This window comes from Pseudoclavibacter sp. Z016 (genome assembly GCF_002931215.1).
Lineage (GTDB): Bacteria > Actinomycetota > Actinomycetes > Actinomycetales > Microbacteriaceae > Pseudoclavibacter.
The window spans coordinates 615411-635046 of sequence record NZ_PSTU01000011.1 but is presented as its reverse complement, the minus strand read 5'-3'; the positions used below and the strand labels follow the sequence as shown (position 1 = coordinate 635046).

Sequence of the window (19636 nt, the reverse complement as noted above, 5' to 3'; positions counted from 1 at the left end):
GGGTCATGGTCAGACTCCCGCTCAGCCCCGAGGAGATCGAACGAGGGGAACGCCTGGGCCTCCTCCTCCGACGATCACGAGGCGACCGCGCCATGCTGCGCGTGGCGCTCGACGCGGGTGTATCGCCCGAGACGCTGAGGAAGATCGAGTCAGGGCGAGTCGCGACGCCTGCGTTCTCCACGATCGCCGCGATAGCCGGTGTGCTCGGCGTCTCGCTGGACGACGTCTGGGCTCAGATCAGCGCGCCGGATGCCGCGGGCGACGCACCGGACGCCGGTGTGCAGATCCGCGCGGCCGGCTGACGGCTCCTAGCTCGACTGTGCGGAACGCGCTTCGAGCGCGGATTCCAGACGCTCGACCTTGCCGTCGAGCTCGCCGCTGTGGCCCGGACGGATGTCGGCCTTCAGGACCAACGAGACGCGGGTCCCGAACTGCCCGACGGCCTCGGTTGCGGCCTTGACGACGGCGAACACCTCGTCCCACTCGCCCTCGATAGTCGTGAACATCGAATCGGTGCGGTTCGGGAGGCCGGAGGCGCGCACGACGGCGACCGCCGCGGCGACCGCGTTGTGCAGTGACGCGTCGCCCTCTCCCGGGGAAGGGGCGTCTGGACTCGGGGTGCCGCTTGGTGCGACGGAGAAGGCAACGATCATGCTGACCATCGTGCCACGAGGGGGCCTCGAGGTGGCCTGCAATCGAGACAAGAGTAGGGCGGGTGGGACTCGAACCCGATAGACCACCCCACAACGACGGGCGAGACGACGAGATGCCCGGAATTACGGGCATCTACGGTCCCCCTCAATCACCCCGTGGAGGTCGAATCTCGAGCGACTGTGGGCAAAATGTGGGCACCCGTGGGTCAGGATCACAAACATTTTCCGTGCCTCGATGACGTCACTTTCCGGACGGTCATGCCAAGGTCTGGATATGACCGACTACACAATCTCCATGGGGCTCCGGACGACCGACCGCCTGGACCCAGACGAACTAGCCGTGTACGTCGCCCGCGTGCGAGAGGGCGACGGTCAAGCCCTAGCCGACTTCAGAGCGATTCGCGGCGCTGTCAGAGAGCGCATCCACCTCGATCTGGCGCCCCAGTTTGAGGCCATCAGCATCCTGCACCTGCACGCAGTCGAAGCACTCAACTGGTCCAGTAAGACCTTCGCGGGCCTGCACGACGATGGTGCTCTTGACGAGGCTGAACTCATGGCATTTGACGTACTCGGGGGCCTGGCTGTCCGTGGGCTCAAAGTCATGGAGGAGGTCGCGTGGCTACTGGAAGGAGGATTCAAGGAGGGTGCCGCTGCGAGAGCACGCACGCTACACGAACTCGCCATCACGTCCATGGTGCTCGCCAAGTACGGCAGCCCCGAGGGGCAACACGGCGACCTGTACCAGCGGTACCTCGATCACGAGGGCGTCTTCGTCCCGACGGTTGCACGCGACCTTGTGGTCGCAGGAGGCGACGCGATAGCCCAGACGCTGGATGCAGACGTTCTCGAGATTCTCACTAAGCGGCGTGAAGCTCTGATCGAGAAGTACGGGACAGATTTCCGCGCGATGTGGGGCTGGGCAGCGGTACTGCTACCGAAGAGAACTCCCGCGAATATGGCGACAGTCTCAGATCTGGTAGAACCGGGCCTGATGGCCCTGTACGGGATGGCCAGCCCCGAGGTTCACGCCGGATCTCAAGGACTACGAGATAGCTACGAGTTCGTGGACGGGATTCGCCACTACGTTGTTGGCCCCGTCTCACACGATTCCGGGTACGTGCGCAACCTAGCCGTTACGTTCGCTCTCTCCTTGCTCGAAATGGCAGTGCCCGCAGTCATCGAAGCACCCGACGGGAAGAGGGTCGATAGCGGAGCCAAGTTCCTCGGGGCGCTCGACGTATATGCGAGAGCCGCTCGTGCTGATGGATCACAAGGCGAGCCCCAGGAACACCAAGACCAGCGGGACTCGTCAAGAAGCGAGTCACCCAGAGGATCGAATCCCCACGTCTAGGACGCTGCAGAAGGTGCGCCGCGAACACAATCCGCGGGCCCCTCGTCGCATCTGAGACGGCAAACGGTCGGATCTGAGATCCGGCCGTTCTACGCCCCGCGTTGTGCTTTCGCGAAGCCCGGTTGGTGATGGGGTTCGCCATCGTCTGCCGCCGCCACTCTGCGAGGAGCGTTTCGAGCTCAACCTCGATGTAGCCGCCGTGGACGCGCTGCCGGATTTGGCCCGAGTTGCGCCACCTGCGCAGCTGCGCAGGTGCGGTGACGTGCGACCGACCCGGCGCGCACGGTCTCACACAGGACAGGATACTTCGTCCCGATTCCATCGCCAGATAAGCGTGCTCGACTCGCTGTTCATCGGTCTGCTCTCCGTGCGAGCATGGGGGCATGCTGGTGAGGACGCGATGCCTGGTGTGCGACGAGGTGCACCTTCTCACACGGGACGGCGCGATGAGCATCCATCTGAACCGCACCGGCGCTCGATGCCCTGGGTCTGTTGGGGTCGCTCCACGAGACCGCGACGGTGGCCAGGATTCCGACACAGGCGGCCTCTGGTCGGCTGCTGGCGCGGTCAAGCCGAAGCTACAGCTCGAGCGCAACCATCCGCCGTACTCATCTCAATGGCACCCCTGCGACGCCTGCGGGTTACGCGTGCCGGTCACAATCTACGGGAAGCTTGCGGAGCACAGACTTGGACATGCCAAGCGACCTCTCTCCAAGACGGGCGCGAAGGCGGCGCGGCGCCTGTGTGCTGGCTCAGGTTTCGCCGTGCCGGAGTACGATCTCCGATTCAAGGTCGCATCTCCGCCCGTCCTTGCCCCATCTGTGGTGAAACCGCCTCTGCCACCCATGCGGGACATCACGTGTCCCCGTTGCGGTGTGGTGGTGAAAACGAGAAGCGGCGACCGTCTTCCGGCCCACCAGCGGCCCAGTTTCAAGTGGTGCGCCGAGGGCCGCGCGCCTACCGAGACCGAGCGATCGCGCGCCAAGGGCCGGAGACGCAAGGGAAGCGTGTGGCCGATGCGAGGAGGGCTGCCGACTCTCGGTGGCAGTGGACGCTAGCTACTGCACATAGGCACAGGACGAGCCATCACCTGAGGAGATCAGTCTCACGGGCGGTCCTTGACCGCGCCGGTTGTTGTGCTCACCCTGGGGGCCATGTCGATGACGAAGCTGCGGTGTATGGCCTGCCACCTCTTGCGAAAGTACGACGCCGTACTCGAGCGGTTCGAAGCGCATGTCTTCGAGGGAACGAGCGTGCCGATCTTCGACTAGGGAAGGTGCTTGTGGTCAACCCGCCAACCTCGAACCGTGGACACAGGAACGTTGATCATTTCGGAGACTTGTTCGTCGGACACCCAAGTGGGGCGATGGGCGGGGTCTGGGATTTTCTGCGTGCTCTAGTTTCGCGCGCCGTATCGGTCGGTTTGCTGTCGCTTTGTGGTGTCGAGCCACGCGAGGTACTCGCTCCACGCGTAGAGCACCACTCGCGTGTTCGGCTTCCAGGACCGCCGCCGCGAGACCGCTGCCTCGCGAGCGCGGCGACGGTGAGTCCGGGGACGCGCTCGCACAGCTGCTGCGGTGTCAGGAAGTTGGGGCCACTCACGGGTTGTGCCTTTCGATCCACGCCTCAAGCTCACCGAGCTGGTAGCGCACGAGCCGTCCGAGCTTGACCGCCTGTGGCCCGCGGTCACCTCCGTCTCGCACGTCCAAGTACTTCCACTCGCGCAGCAGATTGGGGCGGATCGCGAGCAGTTCGGCGGCTTGTTCTGTCGTCAAAAGGGGGTCGTCAGCGAGTCCGGGCATGCACCGATCATGTAGGGATTGGTTGCAGATTCGCTGGCGATGACCCTTGGGCCTCTCCCCGGCTCCCGTCGCTCTTCGCATAGAGAGAAGGAGACCCGAGCTCGTGGCGACTCGCTCGAGCATCACGAGTGTCACCCGGTCGACGCTCGTCGCTGGTGGCTTGCAGGCCTCAATTCTCATCCTGATCGAAAGGCGCGATGGGAAGGAAGCGGCGAGCGCCGCGGATGCGCTGCGCACCCAGACCACCAGGAACGAGACCGGCCTGCTCGTCCCGCTCCGCAACCATAGCGTCACCAAGCCCGCGACGTCACCCATCGACACGGTGAGCGCGGAAGGGAACCACCACGGCCTCGTCATGCGCAACAACACTGGCGGTGCCGAGATGACGACCCCCGTCGTCGAGCCGCTGCGCACGCTCACCACCGCTGGCCACCAGTCACTCATCGACGCGGAGCTCCCATCCCTCGACGTCGACGACTGCGAGTTCCGGATGCTCGAGCCCGACGAGATCAAACGCGGCATGACGTTCCCCGCCGACTGCCAGCTGCTCCGCATCAAGCGCGAGCAGGTCAAGTAGTCCGGCAACGCCGTAACCCCACCAGCAGCGCGTGACCTGTTCACGGCCGTCGCCGAATCCCTCACCCTCGCGGCCTGACCGCCTGAGGCAAAATCCGGAAGAAGCCCCCATGCCGCTAGCCTGTGCTCGTGCAGATAACTGATGCGGCCATCGCCGCCGCCAATACGGGATTCACGCCTGCGGGCATAGTTGCAATTGTCCTGGGTATTCTCACCATTGCGGTGGGTGTCCCCGGGGCCCTGTACTACTACAAAAACAACCCAAAGATGAGCCTCGACTATTGGGTTTCGTCGGTTCCTCTGGTGAGCCAGGACGTAACTCGAGACGACGTGGAGATCACGGCGGGGGGAGTGACTGTTCCGGACCCGGTCTTCACGGAGATCACCGTTTACTCCAACAGTCGCGCCGACATCGAATCGGACTTCTTCGACTCTCAGCAGCCACTCACGCTGACCGTGACGTACAAGGGGACCGTCATCTTGGACCCGGTCGTGGGTGAAATCGCAGTTGCGACTGCGGCAACGCTCGACAAGACCGTCTACACGATCTCTCCTCAGCTCATCAAGAAGAAGTCGAAGAGCGTCATCACCTTCATCTCATCTGGCCCGGTGGAGGTGGCTCGTAAGTCATCTCTCAAGAACATTCCTTTCGAGGAGGTTCCCGGCAAGAAATCGAGCCGAGCTGCGCAGCGGGCCAACGTCGATGAAACCGTCAGCTACCTTCGTCGGTTCTACATGTTGGGCGCCTTAGGGCTGGTGATGGTCTACATGATGGTCCTCCTCCAGCTCTTCGAATTCGTTGGGCTTCCATTTCGGTATTAGCGGCCTCACCTGGGATAATCGACCCCATGAACACCGAGCCGACCTACCTGACAACGCGTGCAGCAGCACGCCGCGTCGGGAGGTCGGTTCGTTCGTTGCGGACGTGGCGCCGCGACGGCATGCAGGTGCGCTTCGTGGGCCGCCGCATGGAGGTCGAGGAAGAGCACCTGCTCCTCTGGTGGAGGCAGAAGACCTTTGCGAATCCCGTCACCCCGTACCGGATCCGAAGATCTCAGAAAGAAATTTACGTATCGACTTAACGGGGGAGCGTCTTCACCCTGTTTAGTAAAGATCGACACAGTTCCAGAAGGCCCCGGAACGATCCCTGGCAGCAGCCACATCGCCGGGGCTTCGTCGTATCCGGACAGTGCACCCGCCCCCGCGTGAGACCGGGCAGGACGGGACGGCCGCCGGCCGCCAGCTCAGCGTCGTGTCGTAGACGAGCAGAGGGCGAGGACCGCTGACTCGGGGGAGTCAGCGGCCCCACCTCACCCCACACTTGCGTAGGTGACCATGGGCAGGTCCGAGCCCCGCCAGTTCCAAGCCGACCGCACCGCGTTTAGAGCCGAATGCGAAGCCGCCGACCTCCCATGCTGGCTGTGCCCGCAACCCATCGACTACCAAGCACCCGTCGACGACTGCAGCAACGACGACCATCTCGCGCGCCCACGGCGTGTTGCACGGCATCCTCTCCGACGCCGTGCGCGATCGCCAGGTGAGCACGAACGTCGCGGCCAAGCTCAAACTGCCCGGCAAGGTCAGCGCGCCCCGCAGCTACCTCACACACCGCCAGGTCGACGCCTTCGCGAGTGCCACCCGTACCGCCGAGCAAGCCGCGATCATCCGGGCGTTGGCCTACACGGGCCTCCGCTGGGGTGAACTCACCGGCTTACGCGTCCGCAACGTCGACCTGCAGCGGCGCCGCATCCACGTCACGGAGAACGCAGTGAGAGTCGGTGCGGAGATCGTCACCGGCAGCCCGAAGACCCACGAGAAACGCTCCGTGCGGTTCTCCCCGTTCCTGCGCCGAGTCCTCTCCGAACGTGTCGAGGGCAAGACACGAGACGCTCTGGTCTTCGGGAACGGCGTCGATCACATCCGCCCGCCGGCGACAGATCACGCATGGTTCGCGGCCGCCGCCAACCGAGTGCGAACCAACGATACGAGCTTCCCCGAGAAGCTGACGCCGCATGATCTGAGGCACACGGCAGCGTCGCTCGCGATCGCATCTGGGGCGAGCGTGCTGCTCATTCAACGCATGCTCGGGCATGCTTCCGCGGCGATGACTCCGGACACCTACGCGGACATGTTCGACACCGACCTCGACGCCGTGGGGGACTCACTTGAGCGTGCCCGCTCGAGCGCGCTCAAACGGGGTCAGTCGCGGCGGCTTGTGGGCAAAGCGGCGAAACCGGAAAGCGAAGAGGCCCGCTCTTCCCCCATAGATCAGGGGATAACGGGCCTCAGAGGCGAGTAGGGCGGGTGGGACTCGAACCCACGCATCGTCCAGTTATGAGCCGGATGCCTTAACCAGCTTGGCTACCGCCCCAAGCGCTGTCGATTGTATCCAGAATTCGCGCACACGTGCGGTGGGCGACGGGCTCGACGGGCGCAGGTCTAGACTGATGCCCCAGAAGCGGGGTCGGAGCCGACCTCGGATGCACGAAAAGCAGGGGATGATGAAGCGAGCTGAACAGCGAGCGCAGACGAGACAGGCGCTGCTCGAAGCGGCTTCGCTCGAGTTCGAGGCCAATGGCTATGCCGCCACAGTCCTCAGTGATATCTCGGACCGACTCGGCATGACCAAGGGAACGGTCTACTTCCACTTCCCGACGAAGGCGCTCCTTGCCAAGGCCGTCTCGGCGACCTGGACTGAGATGTGGGATGCGGAGATCGCTCGCTCCCGCGACCGCGGGCTCTCGCTCGACGAGCTCGAGTCACTGATGATCCGGATCGCAGAGCGGTTCCAGTCCGATTCGCTCATGCGGGCCACGATCCGTCTGGTGCGCGAACGCGAGCTCATCGAGGAAGAGCTTCCGAGGCCCTTCGACGCCTGGCTCGAAGTGACCAAGGAAGCGCTGCAGGCGTCTCGGGAATCGGGGGTGCTCCGCGACGACATCGACGTCGACGCGGCCGCCTGGCAGGTGCTCGCGAACCTGGTCGGCATCCAGATGCTCATGCAGGATCTCAACGACGGCAGGAGCATCGTCGAGCGCGTTCGAGAGATGTGGGCGGTCCACCGCGTGACACTCGCGAACCCGGGCCGAACGGCTGACGTCGCGTCGTCGTGAACATGTGATCGAGACGGGGCGCCGACCTCGTCGCGAGGAGACAGCGATGCCGGCAAAGATCAGTCTCTAGTAGGGCATGAAACTCCCGGAACCAGTCCTTTCGGGTGATTCCGAGGATCTTCACGGTCGACAGTATGGGAGGGCGTCGGGTTGTCACCCGGCGCCCTGTCGCGTCGAAAGGTCCCTCTGTGTCTGTGCTCACTCGTCTGAGTCTCAAGTATCGAATTCTGATCGGACTGCTGACCGCTGCAATCGCGGCGGCCGGAATCATCTCGACGGCGCAGCTCAAGCAGGAGCTCATGCCGTCGGTGGAGGTCCCGCAGGGATTCGTGACGGCGACACTGACCGGGGCCTCGCCCGACGTCATGGTGACCGAGGTCACCGAGCCCATCGAGAACGCACTCCGAGGCGTCTCGGAAGTGCAGTCCGTGACGTCGACGACGTCGGAGGGGTTCGCCCAGATCGTCGTCTCCTGGAGCTTCGACGCTGACAAGACGCAGGTCGAGGCCGAGCTCCTATCCGCCGTCGAGTCGACGAAGTCGCTCCGCCCCGAGTCCTCCACGGCAGAGCTCAACACGTTCTCGCTCGACGCGCTCCCCGTGCTGACGCTCGGCGCATCCTCAGACACAGACACTGCGACGCTCTCGAAGACGCTCACCGACTCCGTGCTGCCCGCTCTCTCGCAGGTCGACGGAGTGCAGAACGTCGAAGTCTCCGGCACCCGCGAGGAGCGAGTGGAGATCAGCCTCCGCCAGGCGGACGTCGAAGCGCTCAAGATCGACACCGCGTCGATCGAACCGACGCTCACTGCCGCTGGCATCGTGCTCCCCGCTGGAGACGTCACGAGCGGCACCGGGGAGATCTCCGTGCAGGTCGGGTCGCAGCTCAGCTCCCTGGATGCCATCCGCGCCCTCCCGTTCACGACGGAGGACTCGACCGTGCTGCTCTCGCAGTTCGCGGATGTCGACATAAAGGAGATCCCCGCGACCTCCATCTCCAGGGTCAACGGCGCGGAGACCCTGACGCTGAGTGTCACGAAGGCGTCCGACGCGAGCACGGTCTCCGTCGCGCACGGCGTCACGGAGAAGCTCGCAGAGGTCACACCCGGACTGCCCTCGAACGTCGTCTTCACGGAGATCGAGAACCAGGCACCGTACATCGAGCAGTCGATCCACGACCTCTCGGTCGAGGGTGGGCTCGGCCTCATCTTCGCCGTCCTCGTCATCTTCCTGTTCCTCGCCTCGTTCCGGTCGACGATCGTCGCGGCGATCTCGATCCCGATGTCCCTGCTCATCACGATGGTGGGCCTGAACGTGGGGGAGTACTCGCTCAACATCCTGACCCTCGGAGCGCTCACCATCGCGGTCGGACGAGTCGTGGACGACTCGATCGTCGTGATCGAGAACATCAAGCGTCGGCAGGGTGACGGCGCCCTGACGCTCGAGGGGATCGTGGGCTCCGTCGGCCAGGTCGCTGGCGCCATCACCGCCTCGACGCTCACGACGGTCGCGGTCTTCCTCCCGATCGCGTTCGTCGGGGACATCGTCGGCCAGCTCTTCCGACCGTTCGCGGTGACGGTCTCCATCGCGCTGGTCGCGTCCCTCGTCGTCGCGCTGACGATCGTCCCGGTGTTCGCGTACTGGATGCTGCGTCGCCCCTCGAAGCCCATGAAGCGCGAGCGGTTCGTCCGTGCGCGTGCAGCCCAGGCCGCCTGGACCGCACGCCAGGAGGAAGCAGCCGAGGGACGTTGGGCTCGTCAGTCGGCGAAGCTCGAGGCGAAGAACGAGAAGCGGGAGCAGCGCGGGAAGTCAGCGCTGCCGGTCCCCACCGCCGCCCCCGGTGTCGTCGCGGCACGGGGCGATGGTGAGGAGGGATCGCCGTACGACGGACTGCAGCGAGCCTTCGTGCCCATCCTCGACGCGACCCTGCGGCACCCACGCCGCACGATCGCGGCCGCGCTCGCCCTGCTGCTGCTCACCGGCATCGGCGCAACCGCGCTCCGTAGCGACTTCCTCGGCAGCATGGGCGATGAGACGGTCCTCGTCGAGCAGAAGCTCCCGCAGGGCACGACCATCGACGAGAGCTTGGCGGGCGCCGAGAAGCTCGAGGCCGTCCTCGCCACGAAGGGGAGCGTCGAGACGTTCGTGAGCTCCATCGGGGCCGGCGGTGCTGGCGGATTCGGAGGCGGTGGAGCAGAGAGCACCTCGATCACCGTGATCCCCGCAGAGGGGCAGGATGCGGAGACGGTCGCCAACAGTCTGCGCTCGGACTTCGGCGGGCTCAGCGATGTCGGCGAGGTGACCGTGACCACTGCGGCTTCCTCAGCTCTGGCATCGGACGTTCAACTTGCAATCCAGGGCAACGACGCGGACTCGCTGAGCCAGGCGGCCACGCAGCTCGGCGATGCCGTCAAGGACCTCCCCGGCGTGACGGCGGTCTCGAACGACCTCAGCACGGGCGGCAACGTGGTCATGGTCGACGTCGACCGCAGCAAGGCGGCGGGCTACGGCTACACGCAGGCGACCGTCGGCCAGGCGGTCTCCGCCGCGCTGACCGGGACCCCGCTGGGCACGGTGCGCCTCGAGGGCGTCGACCGCGACATCGTGATCGCGCCGACGCAGGGGCCAGTCGCGCTCGATCAGCTCGCCCTCATGCAGCTTCCGGTGACGGCGGTGCAGCAGCAGCGCGCCATCACGGACGCGACGGACGCGTTCACGGAGGAACAGGAGACGAAGGCCGAGGAGCAGGAGGCTGAGGCGGTCGAGCAGATGCAGGAGACCGTCGACGACGCCGTCGAGGCTCGGGACACGGTGTCCGCGCAGCTCGGCGAGCTGCAGACGCAGCTCGCGACGTTGCAGACGGCGCCGCTGACCCCAGCGGTTCCCGACGCCGGCTCCAGCATGACCCCGGAGCAGGCGGCGCAGGCGGAACGGGACGCGCAGATCGCCGCCCTGACCGAAGCGATCGCTCAAGCGGAATCGGGCATCGAGCAGGCCAACGCCGGTGTCGACGCGGCCGTCAAGGCTCAGGAGGACATGGCGGCTCAGTCGCTCGAGGCAAAGGAGCTGCAGGCCAGGCAGGAAGGGCTCGCCGACACGAAGGCGACGCCCATCCGGCTCGGCGACATCGCAGAGGTCCGCGAGGAGGCGACCCCTGGCGCGATCACCCGCAACGACGGCGCGCGCCAGGTCACGGTCTCGGTCACTCCGGCCGAGGGGCAGTTGGGAACCGTCACGCAGGCCGTCTACGCGGCGACCGACGGTCTCGAGCTTCCCGCCGGTGTCACGTTCGTCGTCGGAGGTGCGTCCGCCGACCAGGACGAGTCGTTCCAGCAGCTCGGCATGGCGATGCTCCTCGCCATCGTGCTCGTGTTCCTCATCATGGTGGCGACCTTCCGCAGCCTGATGCAGCCGCTCATCCTGCTCGTCTCGGTGCCGTTCGCCGCCACGGGAGCGGTGGCACTGCTCCTGCTCACGGATACGCCGCTCGGCCTGCCGTCGCTCATCGGACTCCTCATGCTGATCGGGATCGTGGTCACGAACGCAATCGTGCTCATCGACCTCATCAACCACATCAGGGAACGTGGTTCGAGCGTGCACGACGCGATCGTGCACGGGACGAGGCTGCGCCTCCGTCCGATCCTCATGACCGCTGCGGCGACGATCTTCGCGCTTGTGCCGATGTCGCTTGGCCTGACCGGGGGTGGCGTGTTCATCTCCAAGCCGCTCGCCATCGTCGTGATCGGCGGCCTGATCAGCTCGACGCTGCTCACGCTGGTGCTGGTCCCCGTCCTCTACTCCAGCGTCGAGCGCCGGAACGATCGACGGGCTGCCAAGCGCGCGGCTCGCAGGGAGCGCAAGGCCGAGGCTGCCGCCGAGAAGACGGCAATCGCCGCGGCTCCCGCCGGAAGCTGATGCAGGGTGGTGCCGCGCAGCAGCGCGGCGCCACCCTGAGCCGATGTGACGCGAGTCGGCGGCAGAATTCGGCAAGCTCCGACGATCGGGAGAGAATAGCCGGATGCATCCGATAGCCGCCCGTGCCCAGCTCGCGACCGCCCACCGCATCGTGGTCAAGATCGGCTCCTCATCGCTCACGGGCGCCGACGGGCACCTGAACCTCGAAGCCCTGCGCTCGCTCGTGCAGGTCATCGCGGATCGCCACGACAAGGGACTCCAGACCCTCCTCGTCACCTCGGGCGCGGTCGCCGCCGGCATCGGGCCCCTCGGTCTCCCATCGAGGCCGCGCGACGTGGCGACTGCCCAGGCTGCCGCCTCCGTCGGGCAGGGGATGCTCGTGGCCCGGTACGCAGAGGCGTTCGCGGATCGAGCCATCACCGTCGGGCAGATCCTGCTCACGGCAGAGGACACCGTGCGGCGCACCCGCTACAAGAACGCGCAGCGATCGCTCGAGCGCCTGTTCAGGCTCGCGGTCGTGCCGATCGTGAACGAGAACGACGCGGTCGTGACCGATGAGCTCCGCTTCGGCGACAACGACCGGCTCGCCGCGCTGGTCGCCCAGCTCGTCGGGGCCGACGCGCTTGTCCTGCTCACGGACGTCGACGGCCTGTACGACGGCCCGCCCAGCCGCGAGGGCACACGGCGCATCTCCGAGGTGCTCGGCCCGAGCGATCTTGAAGGCATCGAGGTCTCCGGCAGGGGCAGCGACGTCGGAACGGGTGGCATGCTCACCAAGCTCGAGTCGGTCTCCATCGCCACGGGATCGGGCATGCCCGTCGTGTTGACGAAGGCGGAGAACGCGCGCGCGGCCATTGACGGGGAGCGTGTCGGCACGTGGTTCGCCCCGACCGGGAAGCGATCGTCGCGCAAGCGCCTCTGGATCGCCCACGCCGCGCGGGTGCAGGGCAAGATCGTGCTCGACGACGGCGCCGTCGACGCCGTGCTCGGTGGGCGAGCCTCGCTGCTGGCTGCCGGAATCGTGGGCGTCGAGGGCGAGTTCGTCGCCGGCGACCCGGTCGAGCTGGTCTCGAAGGAGGGCGTCGTCATCGCACGAGGCCTCAGCGGCTTCGATGCCGTCGAGATCCCCGACATGCTCGGGCAGTCGTCGAGTTCGCTGCGCGAGTCGCTTGGGACCGGGTACGACCGCGAGGTCATCCATCGCGACGACCTGGTGCTCGTGCGCCCGAAGGGGATCCGCGTCGGCTGAGGGCGACCGCTCGCGGCGTAGAATGCTCTGTCATGACGATCTTGCAGGATGAGCGCGCGGACACGGCGGACCAGGGCGACGCGGACGAGCTGGCGAGCACCGCCATCATCGAGCTCGCCGGGCGGGCACGGGCGGCATCGCGCGTGCTGGCTCGATCGACGCGTGCGCAGAAGGACGGGGCGCTCGTCGCCCTCGCGGAGGCCCTCGTGCGTGCGACGCCCGAGATCCTCGCCGGCAATGCGCAGGACCTCGAGCGCGGGCGCGTCTCGGGCATGTCCGAAGGTCTCCTCGACCGTCTCGCACTGGACGAGTCCCGCATTCGAGCGATCGCCGACTCCCTGCTCGAGGTCGCGGCGCTGCCCGACCCCGTCGGTGCAGTCGTCCGAGGATCGACCCTGGCCAATGGGCTCCGACTCCGACAGCTGCGTGTTCCGATGGGGGTCATCGGTGTCATCTACGAGGCCCGTCCCAACGTCACCGTCGACGTCGCCGGGCTCGCGCTGAAGAGCGGCAACGCCGTGCTCCTCCGCGGCGGATCCGCCGCCGAGCACTCCAACTCGGCCATCATCGGCACGCTTCGGTCGGCACTGGATGCGTACGGGCTGCCCGCCGATCTCGTGCAGTCGATCGACGAGTACGGCCGCCCCGGAGCCCGCGCACTCATGCGAGCCCGCGGCCACGTCGACCTCGTCGTCCCTCGTGGCGGTGCCGGTCTCATCCAGACCGTCGTCCGCGAGTCTCGAGTTCCCGTCATCGAGACGGGAGTCGGCAACTGCCACGTCTTCGTCGACAGCACCGCCGAGCTCGACATGGCGCTCGAGATCCTCATCAACTCGAAGACGCACCGAGTCGGCGTCTGCAACGCGGCAGAGACCCTGCTGGTGCACTCGGATGCGGCAGAGGCGTTTCTCCCCGGCGCCCTCGCGGCGCTTGCTGAGCGCGGGGTCCGCATCCATGGCGACGACCGCACGAGGGCCGTGGCGCCTCAGGGTGTCGAGGTGCTCGAGGCGACACACGATGACTGGGCGACGGAGTACCTCGACTACGAGATCGCAGTGCGAGTCGTCGACGACTTCGATCAGGCGCTTGTGCACATCCGCGAGTTCAGCACCGGCCACACCGAGGCGATCGTCACGAGCTCGCTGCAGGCCGCAGAGCGCTTCACCGCTGAGGTCGACGCCGCAGCCGTCATCGTGAACGCGTCGACGCGCTTCACGGATGGCGGCCAGTTCGGGCTCGGCGCCGAGCTGGGCATCTCGACCCAGAAGCTGCACGCTCGCGGGCCGATGGGGCTCGAAGAGCTCACGACGACGAAGTGGGTTGTCACGGGCGACGGCCAGATTCGCGCCTGAGCTGCGGCACCTCCCGCGCGAAGATCAGTCCAGGTGATGACGCGTTCCGTCAGGCTCGCCGCGTAGCCTGATCGGAGACGTTGAAGGGACGATCATGACCAGCACCCCACTGCCCATCGAGAACCAGCCGTCGAACTTCGACCAGCACGACGCCTTCGCCCAGGCGCCGAGCACGGAACGCCCCCAGGGCCTCGATCGAGTCTTCCTCGGTGAGCTCGAGGTGTCCCGAGATCGCATCTCGGGTCCGTACGGCTCCCTCCCGACGGAGGGCTCGACCGTGTTCGTCACGAACATGTCGCGCGTCGAGCGTGCCATCCCGACGTGGGCGATCATCGTCGCGATCGCCGGGTTCTTCGTCCTGACGATCTTCAGCCTCCTGTTCCTGCTGGTGAAGGAGGATCGCGTCGTCGGCGGATACGAGGTCCGCATCTCGAATCCGACGGGAACGCTCACGAGCTTCGTGCCGGTTGATGCGCGCTCCGCCGCCTGGATCTGGCAGGACCTCCAGGGCCGTGCGGCCGCCGCGCGGGAGCTCATCGCGTCGGTAACTTCCACCGTTCGCTGACGTTCATCTCGGCGACGCGGTGGCGCCGTGTTTCGGCGCTACGCTGGAGCGCGTGAAGGCCTACGACTCGCTGTCCGTATCCACTGTTCTCCCTCCTGAACTCGCGCCGCTGCGCACTCTCGCCAAGAATCTGCGCTGGTCCTGGCGCTCGAGCGCCGAACGGCTCTTCGCCGGCATCGACGAGCAGCTGTGGCGAGCGTGCGGCCGCAATCCCATCGTGATGCTTCGCTCACTTCCGGCATCCCGCGTCGCCGAGCTCGCGGCAGATCCCGAGTTCGTCGCGCGGCTCGGTCACGAAGCCGAGGACCTCTCGGCCTACCTCGACAGCGACCGCTGGTTCCACAAGCACACGCGGGGTACCGCGGACGAGGCGACGAGCGTTGCCTACTTCTCGATGGAGTTCGGGATCACGGAGTCGCTCCCCGTCTACTCCGGCGGTCTCGGTGTGCTCGCGGGCGACCATCTCAAGAGCGCAAGCGACCTCGGGGCGCCGATCATCGGCGTCGGCCTCCTCTACACCTACGGGTACTTCTCGCAGACCTTGTCTCGCGAGGGATGGCAGCAGGAGGCTTACGCGGAGCATCCGCCGAAGGACCTCGCCGTCGATCCCGTGTTGGACGCGTCGGGTGCCCAGTCCCGCGTCTCTCTTGCCTTCCCGGACGGGCGGACGCTCGAGATCGCACTCTGGGAGGCCCAGGTCGGCACTGTGCCGCTACTGCTCCTCGACACGAACCTTCCGGAGAACCCTGAGGATCTCCGCGCGATCACGGATCGGCTCTACGGTGGAGACGCCGAGCACCGCATCCGGCAGGAGCTGGTGCTCGGCGTCGGCGGAGTACGAGCCGTGCAGGCGTACGCGGAACTCAACGGACGCCGGCAGCCGACCGTCTTCCACCTCAACGAGGGGCACGCGGGCTTCTCGGGCGTCGAGCGCATCGGTCAGCTGATGGCTGGCGGCGAGACGTTCGAAACCGCGCTCGCCGCAGTGCGGTCGAGCACCGTCTTCACGACGCACACGCCGGTTCCCGCCGGCATCGACCGCTTCGACGCACATCTCGTGCAGCGCTACCTCGGCTCGTCCGGCGGTCTGACCCTGGTGCCTGACGTTCCGCTGGCACGCATCATGGAGCTCGGGGCGGAAGACGACCCTGGCCGCTTCAACATGGCGCACCTCGGTCTCCGCCTCGCGCAGTACGCCAACGGCGTCGCGAAGCTGCATGGCGTCGTGTCCCGAGGCATGTTCGCCAAGCTGTATCCGGGTGTGGCCGCAGAGGAAGTCCCGATCGGCTCGATCACCAACGGCGTCCACATCCCGAGCTGGACCCGCCCGTCGATGCTCCGGGTCATCGAAGCCATGAACGGCGGACGCGAGCTCGCGACGTCCGGCACGTGGAACCACCCGGAGGCGGTCGGGGCTGAGGAGCTCTGGCGCATCCGCGGTGAGCTGCGGGCCGAGCTCGTCAGACGGGCCCGCGAATCGGTTCGCGCCTCGTGGCAGGCGCGAGGCGCACAGGACGCGGAACTCGGCTGGATCCGAGACGTGCTGGATCCCGAGCGGCTCACGATCGGCTTCGCTCGTCGAGTCTCGACCTACAAGCGCCTCACCCTCATGCTGCAGGACCGAGATCGGCTCGCCCGCATCCTCAACAATCCCGATCGTCCCGTCCAGTTCGTCATCGCCGGCAAGGCGCATCCCGCCGATATGGGCGGCAAGCAGCTCTTGCAGGAGCTGGTGAACTTCGCCGATGAGGCGGGGGTTCGCGACCGCATCGTGTTCCTCCCCGACTACAACGTCACGATCGCGAAGCACCTCGTGGCCGGCAGCGATGTGTGGCTGAACAACCCCGTGCGTCCACAGGAGGCATCCGGCACCTCGGGCATGAAGGCCGTCATGAACGGGTGCCTGACGTTCTCGATCTCAGATGGCTGGTGGGATGAGATGGCGGACGACGCTGTCGGGTGGACGATTCCTGACACCAGCGGAGTCGATGAGCGCACGCGTGACGCTCTTGAGGCCGGTGCGCTCTACGACATCCTCGAGCATGAGATCGCGCCGCTGTTCTACGCGCGCGATGAGCGTGGCCTTCCTGTCGAGTGGGTGGAGAAGGTCCGCCGTTCCGTGTCGGTTGTCGGCCCGAAGGTCGCCGCCGAGCGCATGGTGCGGGACTACGTCACCGACCTCTACCTGCCCGCGGGCCGTTCGGCACGCGTTGCCTCCGACCTCGTCGCTACACGCTCGTTCGCGACTTGGCTCGGCGACGTGCGGGCGGCCTGGCCGGGCGTCCGCGTCGAGTCCGTGGTCGCGGAGAACCGCGAGCCGAAGGCGGGGGAGAGCGTCCGTCTCTCGGCAAGAGTCGAACTCGGCGGGCTGAGCACTGACGACGTCCTCGTCGAAGCCGTCGTGGGTGCTCCCGGCGCCGAGGGCGAGCTGCAGGACACTCGGATCGTCGAGATGCGGCCTGCCCACGAGGGGGGATCCACGTTTGTCGTCGACGTCCCGATTGACGAGCCTGGACTGCTCGGCTACACCGTCCGGGTGCAGCCGAGGCACGCGTTCCTGCAGGCTTCGGCCGAGCTGGGACTGGTCCGTCTCCCCGTGTAGGAGATCGCTCCTGGGTGGCGGCGCCGAAAGTAATGACAGGCTTGTCATTCGGCGTCGTCGTCGGGCATAATTCAAGTGACGACAGAAATGTCGACGTCTGGTAAACGATGCAGTTCGCATCCATTCATCACGTGATCGTTGGGGAAGACGAATCACCAAACGAATGGAGGAGAACTCATGGTTGCACCGAACGCAGGAGGGGTGCTCTACGTGCACTCCTCTCCTAAGGCGCTTTGCCAGCACGTCGAGTGGGGTGTCGGTCGCGCCCTCGGGTACGCCGTCAACCTTCCCTGGATCGACCAACCGGTCATTCCAGGGCAGTTGCGTGCGGAGTTCACCTGGGAAGGCGAGCCTGGCGCTGGGGCGGCCATCGCGTCGCACCTGCGCGGCTGGGCCCACCTTCGCTTCGAAGTCACCGAGGACGCGCGTCCTGGCGTCGATGGCGGTCGCTGGATGCACACGCCTGAGCTTGGTATCTACTACGCCCAGACGGATGCCTCTGGCGGCGTCGTGGTTCCGGAAGATCGCGTTCGGTACGCGATGGAGATCGCTGGCGGCAACGCCTCCGAGCTCCACCGCGAGCTGCGCCTCGCGCTTGGGCAGGCTTGGGACGACGAGTTGGAGCCTTTCCGCATCGCCGGCGACGAGAGTCCCGTCGTGTGGATGCACCACCGAGTCGGCTAGGCCCGCCAAGCGGATGGTCCGCTGAGAGGCGGACCGGAAGCTGTTCTCGACACTCCAAGACTGTGGCCCCTCAGGTTCTCACCTGAGGGGCCACAGTTCTTGCTGCCGGACGTCGAGGCGGCCGGCAGAGGGGGAGGATCTACACTCCGCGGAACGCGACGACGGCGTTGTGCCCGCCGAAGCCGAACGAGGTCGAGATGGCGACCTTGCCCGGTGCGTCGAAGGGACGCGGCTCGGTGACGACGTCGAGGTGGATCGCGGGGTCCTGCTCGTTGAGGTTGATCGTCGGGGGCAGTGTCCCCTCCGAGAGGGCAAGCACGGTGAACATGGCCTCGAGGGCTCCCGCGCCGCCGAGCAGGTGGCCTGTGGACGCCTTGGTCGCGGAGACGGGAATGGAGGCGAGGTGCTCGCCGAAGACCGACTTCAGCGCCGTGAACTCAGCGATGTCGCCGACGGGCGTCGAGGTGGCGTGTGCGTTGATGTGCGTGACGTCCTCGACGGACACACCGGCCTGGCCCAGTGCGGCGGTGATCGCTCGTGCCGCCCCGGTGCCCTCTGGGTCCGGTGCCGTGATGTGGTGTGCATCCGCCGTGACGCCCCCGCCGATGAGCTCAGCGTAGATGCGCGCACCGCGCGCGAGCGCGTGCTCCTCGGTCTCGAGCACGAGCGCCGCAGCACCCTCGCCCAGGACGAAGCCGTCTCGGCTCACGTCGTAGGGACGTGACGCGTGCGATGGGTCGTCGTTGCGCTTCGACAGAGCCTGCATCGCCGCGAAGGAGGCGACAGGGAGCGGGTGGATTGCCGCCTCGGAGCCACCGGCGACGACGACATCGGCGAGGCCCTGCTGGAGGTGCTCGTAGGCGTCTGCAATGGCTTCCGTGCTGGATGCGCATGCTGAGACGACCGTGCGAACACCGGCGCGGGCCTTGATGTCCATGCCGATCGCTGCTCCTGGGCCGTTCGGCATGAGCATGGGAACGGTGAGCGGCATGACCCGGCGCGGGCCCTTCTCGCGGAGCGTGTCCCAGGCGTCGAGGAGCGTCCAGACTCCGCCGATGCCGGTTGCCCAGTCGACGAGGAGGCGTTCGGCGGGGATATCGCCGACGGTGAGGCCTGCATCGGCGAAGGCCTCACGGCCCGCGATGAGCGCGAACTGGCTTGAGGGGTCGAGGCGCTTGGCCTCGTGGCGGGGGAGTACCTCGCTTGCCGGGACCTTTGCGGTCGCGGCGAATTCGATGGGGATCTCGTACTTCGCGACCCATTCGGCCTCGAGTGTGCGAGCTCCTGATTCACCGGCGAGGAGCGCTTCCCAGGTGCTGCGGGCGGTGCCGCCCAGCGGGGAAGTCGCACCGATGCCGGTGACGACGATTTTCTTGGTCATGACAACTGCTCCTGAATGAACTGGGGCGAAGGTGAGACAGTCACTAAGAGTGGGCGGCAGAAGCCGCCCACTCGAAGTGAGGGATCGTCCTTAGGACGCTGCGACGATGAAGTTGACGGCGTCGCCCACGGTCTTGAGGTTTGCGACCTCGTCGTCCGGGATCTTGACGTCGAACTTCTCTTCAGCGTTGACGACGATCGTCATCATGGAGATCGAGTCGATGTCGAGGTCGTCGGTGAAAGACTTCTCAACGGTGACCGTGTCAGCCGCGATTCCGGTCTCGTCGTTTACGAGCTCAGCGAGTCCCGCGAGAACTTCGTCGTTGGTAAGTGCCATGGTGTTTCTCCTTGATTGTCAATGACCGAGCCAAGTGTATTGGTCGGCGGGGGTGCGT

17 protein-coding genes and 1 tRNA gene are annotated in these 19636 nt (G+C 66.3%); 13 read left to right on the top strand and 5 right to left on the bottom strand.

Features of this window, described 5'->3' with window-relative positions:
- Positions 1–5: 5 nt before the first annotated feature.
- A complete protein-coding gene (locus C5B99_RS09105; RefSeq protein WP_104241421.1) occupies positions 6–302 on the top strand; it encodes a helix-turn-helix transcriptional regulator in 297 nt (98 codons plus the stop codon).
- Between the two features lie 6 nt (positions 303–308).
- Here C5B99_RS09105 and C5B99_RS09100 read toward each other — a convergent pair whose 3' ends face one another.
- Positions 309–653 (bottom strand): thiamine-binding protein, encoded by a 345-nt coding sequence (locus C5B99_RS09100; RefSeq protein ID WP_104242083.1) that lies wholly within the window; start codon positions 651–653, stop codon positions 309–311.
- A gap of 274 nt (positions 654–927) precedes the next feature.
- Here C5B99_RS09100 and C5B99_RS09095 point away from each other — a divergent pair, with 274 nt between their 5' ends.
- Positions 928–2004, top strand: coding sequence for a DUF5677 domain-containing protein (locus tag C5B99_RS09095; RefSeq protein ID WP_104241420.1), 1077 nt, complete (start codon positions 928–930; stop codon positions 2002–2004).
- A 1598-nt stretch (positions 2005–3602) separates the two neighbouring features.
- Here C5B99_RS09095 and C5B99_RS09090 read toward each other — a convergent pair.
- Positions 3603–3806: an AlpA family transcriptional regulator gene (locus C5B99_RS09090; RefSeq protein WP_104241419.1), complete on the bottom strand. Its 204-nt coding sequence runs from the start codon at positions 3804–3806 to the stop codon at positions 3603–3605.
- A 103-nt stretch (positions 3807–3909) separates the two neighbouring features.
- Here C5B99_RS09090 and C5B99_RS19485 point away from each other — a divergent pair, with 103 nt between their 5' ends.
- The 4 genes from C5B99_RS19485 to C5B99_RS09070 all read left to right on the top strand — a co-directional run bounded on the left by C5B99_RS19485 (position 3910) and on the right by C5B99_RS09070 (position 6681).
- Complete coding sequence (locus C5B99_RS19485) at positions 3910–4383, top strand: hypothetical protein (protein WP_219819629.1); 474 nt, start codon at positions 3910–3912, stop codon at positions 4381–4383.
- A gap of 128 nt (positions 4384–4511) precedes the next feature.
- Positions 4512–5204: a hypothetical protein gene (locus tag C5B99_RS09080; RefSeq protein ID WP_146081972.1), complete on the top strand. Its 693-nt coding sequence runs from the start codon at positions 4512–4514 to the stop codon at positions 5202–5204.
- Between the two features lie 26 nt (positions 5205–5230).
- Complete coding sequence (locus tag C5B99_RS09075; RefSeq protein WP_104241417.1) at positions 5231–5464, top strand: hypothetical protein; 234 nt, start codon at positions 5231–5233, stop codon at positions 5462–5464.
- Positions 5465–5919: 455 nt separating this feature from the next.
- On the top strand, positions 5920–6681 hold the full coding sequence (locus tag C5B99_RS09070) for a site-specific integrase (RefSeq protein ID WP_181064974.1): 762 nt from the start codon (positions 5920–5922) through the stop codon (positions 6679–6681).
- Here the strand turns inward: C5B99_RS09070 and C5B99_RS09065 are convergent.
- Positions 6679–6753, bottom strand: a tRNA-Ile gene (locus tag C5B99_RS09065). The two genes, C5B99_RS09070 and C5B99_RS09065, sit on opposite strands and share 3 nt — an antisense overlap.
- A 130-nt stretch (positions 6754–6883) precedes the next feature.
- On the opposite strand from C5B99_RS09065, the gene C5B99_RS09060 reads away from it, so the two are divergent.
- The 7 genes from C5B99_RS09060 to C5B99_RS09030 all read left to right on the top strand — a co-directional run bounded on the left by C5B99_RS09060 (position 6884) and on the right by C5B99_RS09030 (position 17861).
- On the top strand, positions 6884–7495 hold the full coding sequence (locus C5B99_RS09060; RefSeq protein ID WP_181059305.1) for a ScbR family autoregulator-binding transcription factor: 612 nt from the start codon (positions 6884–6886) through the stop codon (positions 7493–7495).
- Between the two features lie 188 nt (positions 7496–7683).
- A complete protein-coding gene (locus tag C5B99_RS09055; RefSeq protein ID WP_258063129.1) occupies positions 7684–11409 on the top strand; it encodes an efflux RND transporter permease subunit in 3726 nt (1241 codons plus the stop codon).
- 103 nt (positions 11410–11512) lie between these two features.
- The gene (proB, locus tag C5B99_RS09050) at positions 11513–12658 is read left to right on the top strand and encodes a glutamate 5-kinase (protein ID WP_104241413.1); all 1146 of its coding nucleotides are present in this window, start codon (positions 11513–11515) and stop codon (positions 12656–12658) included.
- A 32-nt stretch (positions 12659–12690) separates the two neighbouring features.
- Complete coding sequence (locus C5B99_RS09045) at positions 12691–14010, top strand: glutamate-5-semialdehyde dehydrogenase (protein WP_104241412.1); 1320 nt, start codon at positions 12691–12693, stop codon at positions 14008–14010.
- A 94-nt stretch (positions 14011–14104) separates the two neighbouring features.
- Positions 14105–14575 carry a hypothetical protein gene (locus tag C5B99_RS09040; RefSeq protein WP_104241411.1) on the top strand — a complete coding sequence of 157 codons (471 nt, stop codon included), beginning with the start codon at positions 14105–14107 and terminating at the stop codon, positions 14573–14575.
- Positions 14576–14627: 52 nt separating this feature from the next.
- Positions 14628–17177 carry an alpha-glucan family phosphorylase gene (glgP, locus tag C5B99_RS09035; RefSeq protein WP_104241410.1) on the top strand — a complete coding sequence of 850 codons (2550 nt, stop codon included), beginning with the start codon at positions 14628–14630 and terminating at the stop codon, positions 17175–17177.
- Positions 17178–17354: 177 nt separating this feature from the next.
- Positions 17355–17861, top strand: coding sequence for a DUF3145 domain-containing protein (locus C5B99_RS09030; protein ID WP_104241409.1), 507 nt, complete (start codon positions 17355–17357; stop codon positions 17859–17861).
- Positions 17862–18000: 139 nt separating this feature from the next.
- Here C5B99_RS09030 and C5B99_RS09025 read toward each other — a convergent pair whose 3' ends face one another.
- Positions 18001–19242, bottom strand: a complete 1242-nt coding sequence (locus tag C5B99_RS09025) for a beta-ketoacyl synthase (protein WP_104241408.1) — start codon at positions 19240–19242, stop codon at positions 18001–18003.
- Between the two features lie 90 nt (positions 19243–19332).
- Positions 19333–19578 (bottom strand): acyl carrier protein, encoded by a 246-nt coding sequence (locus C5B99_RS09020; RefSeq protein ID WP_068479114.1) that lies wholly within the window; start codon positions 19576–19578, stop codon positions 19333–19335.
- Positions 19579–19636 lie beyond the last annotated feature (58 nt).

Coding starts and splice junctions, on each gene's coding strand:
- C5B99_RS09095 (WP_104241420.1), top strand. CDS start 928: ATGACCGACTACACAATCTCCATGGGGCTCCGGACGACCGACCGCCTG.
- C5B99_RS09045 (WP_104241412.1), top strand. CDS start 12,691: ATGACGATCTTGCAGGATGAGCGCGCGGACACGGCGGACCAGGGCGAC.
- C5B99_RS09105 (WP_104241421.1), top strand. CDS start 6: ATGGTCAGACTCCCGCTCAGCCCCGAGGAGATCGAACGAGGGGAACGC.
- C5B99_RS09060 (WP_181059305.1), top strand. CDS start 6,884: ATGAAGCGAGCTGAACAGCGAGCGCAGACGAGACAGGCGCTGCTCGAA.
- C5B99_RS09030 (WP_104241409.1), top strand. CDS start 17,355: ATGGTTGCACCGAACGCAGGAGGGGTGCTCTACGTGCACTCCTCTCCT.
- C5B99_RS09100 (WP_104242083.1), bottom strand. CDS start 653: ATGATCGTTGCCTTCTCCGTCGCACCAAGCGGCACCCCGAGTCCAGAC.
- C5B99_RS09020 (WP_068479114.1), bottom strand. CDS start 19,578: ATGGCACTTACCAACGACGAAGTTCTCGCGGGACTCGCTGAGCTCGTA.
- C5B99_RS09040 (WP_104241411.1), top strand. CDS start 14,105: ATGACCAGCACCCCACTGCCCATCGAGAACCAGCCGTCGAACTTCGAC.
- proB (WP_104241413.1), top strand. CDS start 11,513: ATGCATCCGATAGCCGCCCGTGCCCAGCTCGCGACCGCCCACCGCATC.
- C5B99_RS09090 (WP_104241419.1), bottom strand. CDS start 3,806: ATGCCCGGACTCGCTGACGACCCCCTTTTGACGACAGAACAAGCCGCC.
- C5B99_RS09075 (WP_104241417.1), top strand. CDS start 5,231: ATGAACACCGAGCCGACCTACCTGACAACGCGTGCAGCAGCACGCCGC.
- C5B99_RS09025 (WP_104241408.1), bottom strand. CDS start 19,242: ATGACCAAGAAAATCGTCGTCACCGGCATCGGTGCGACTTCCCCGCTG.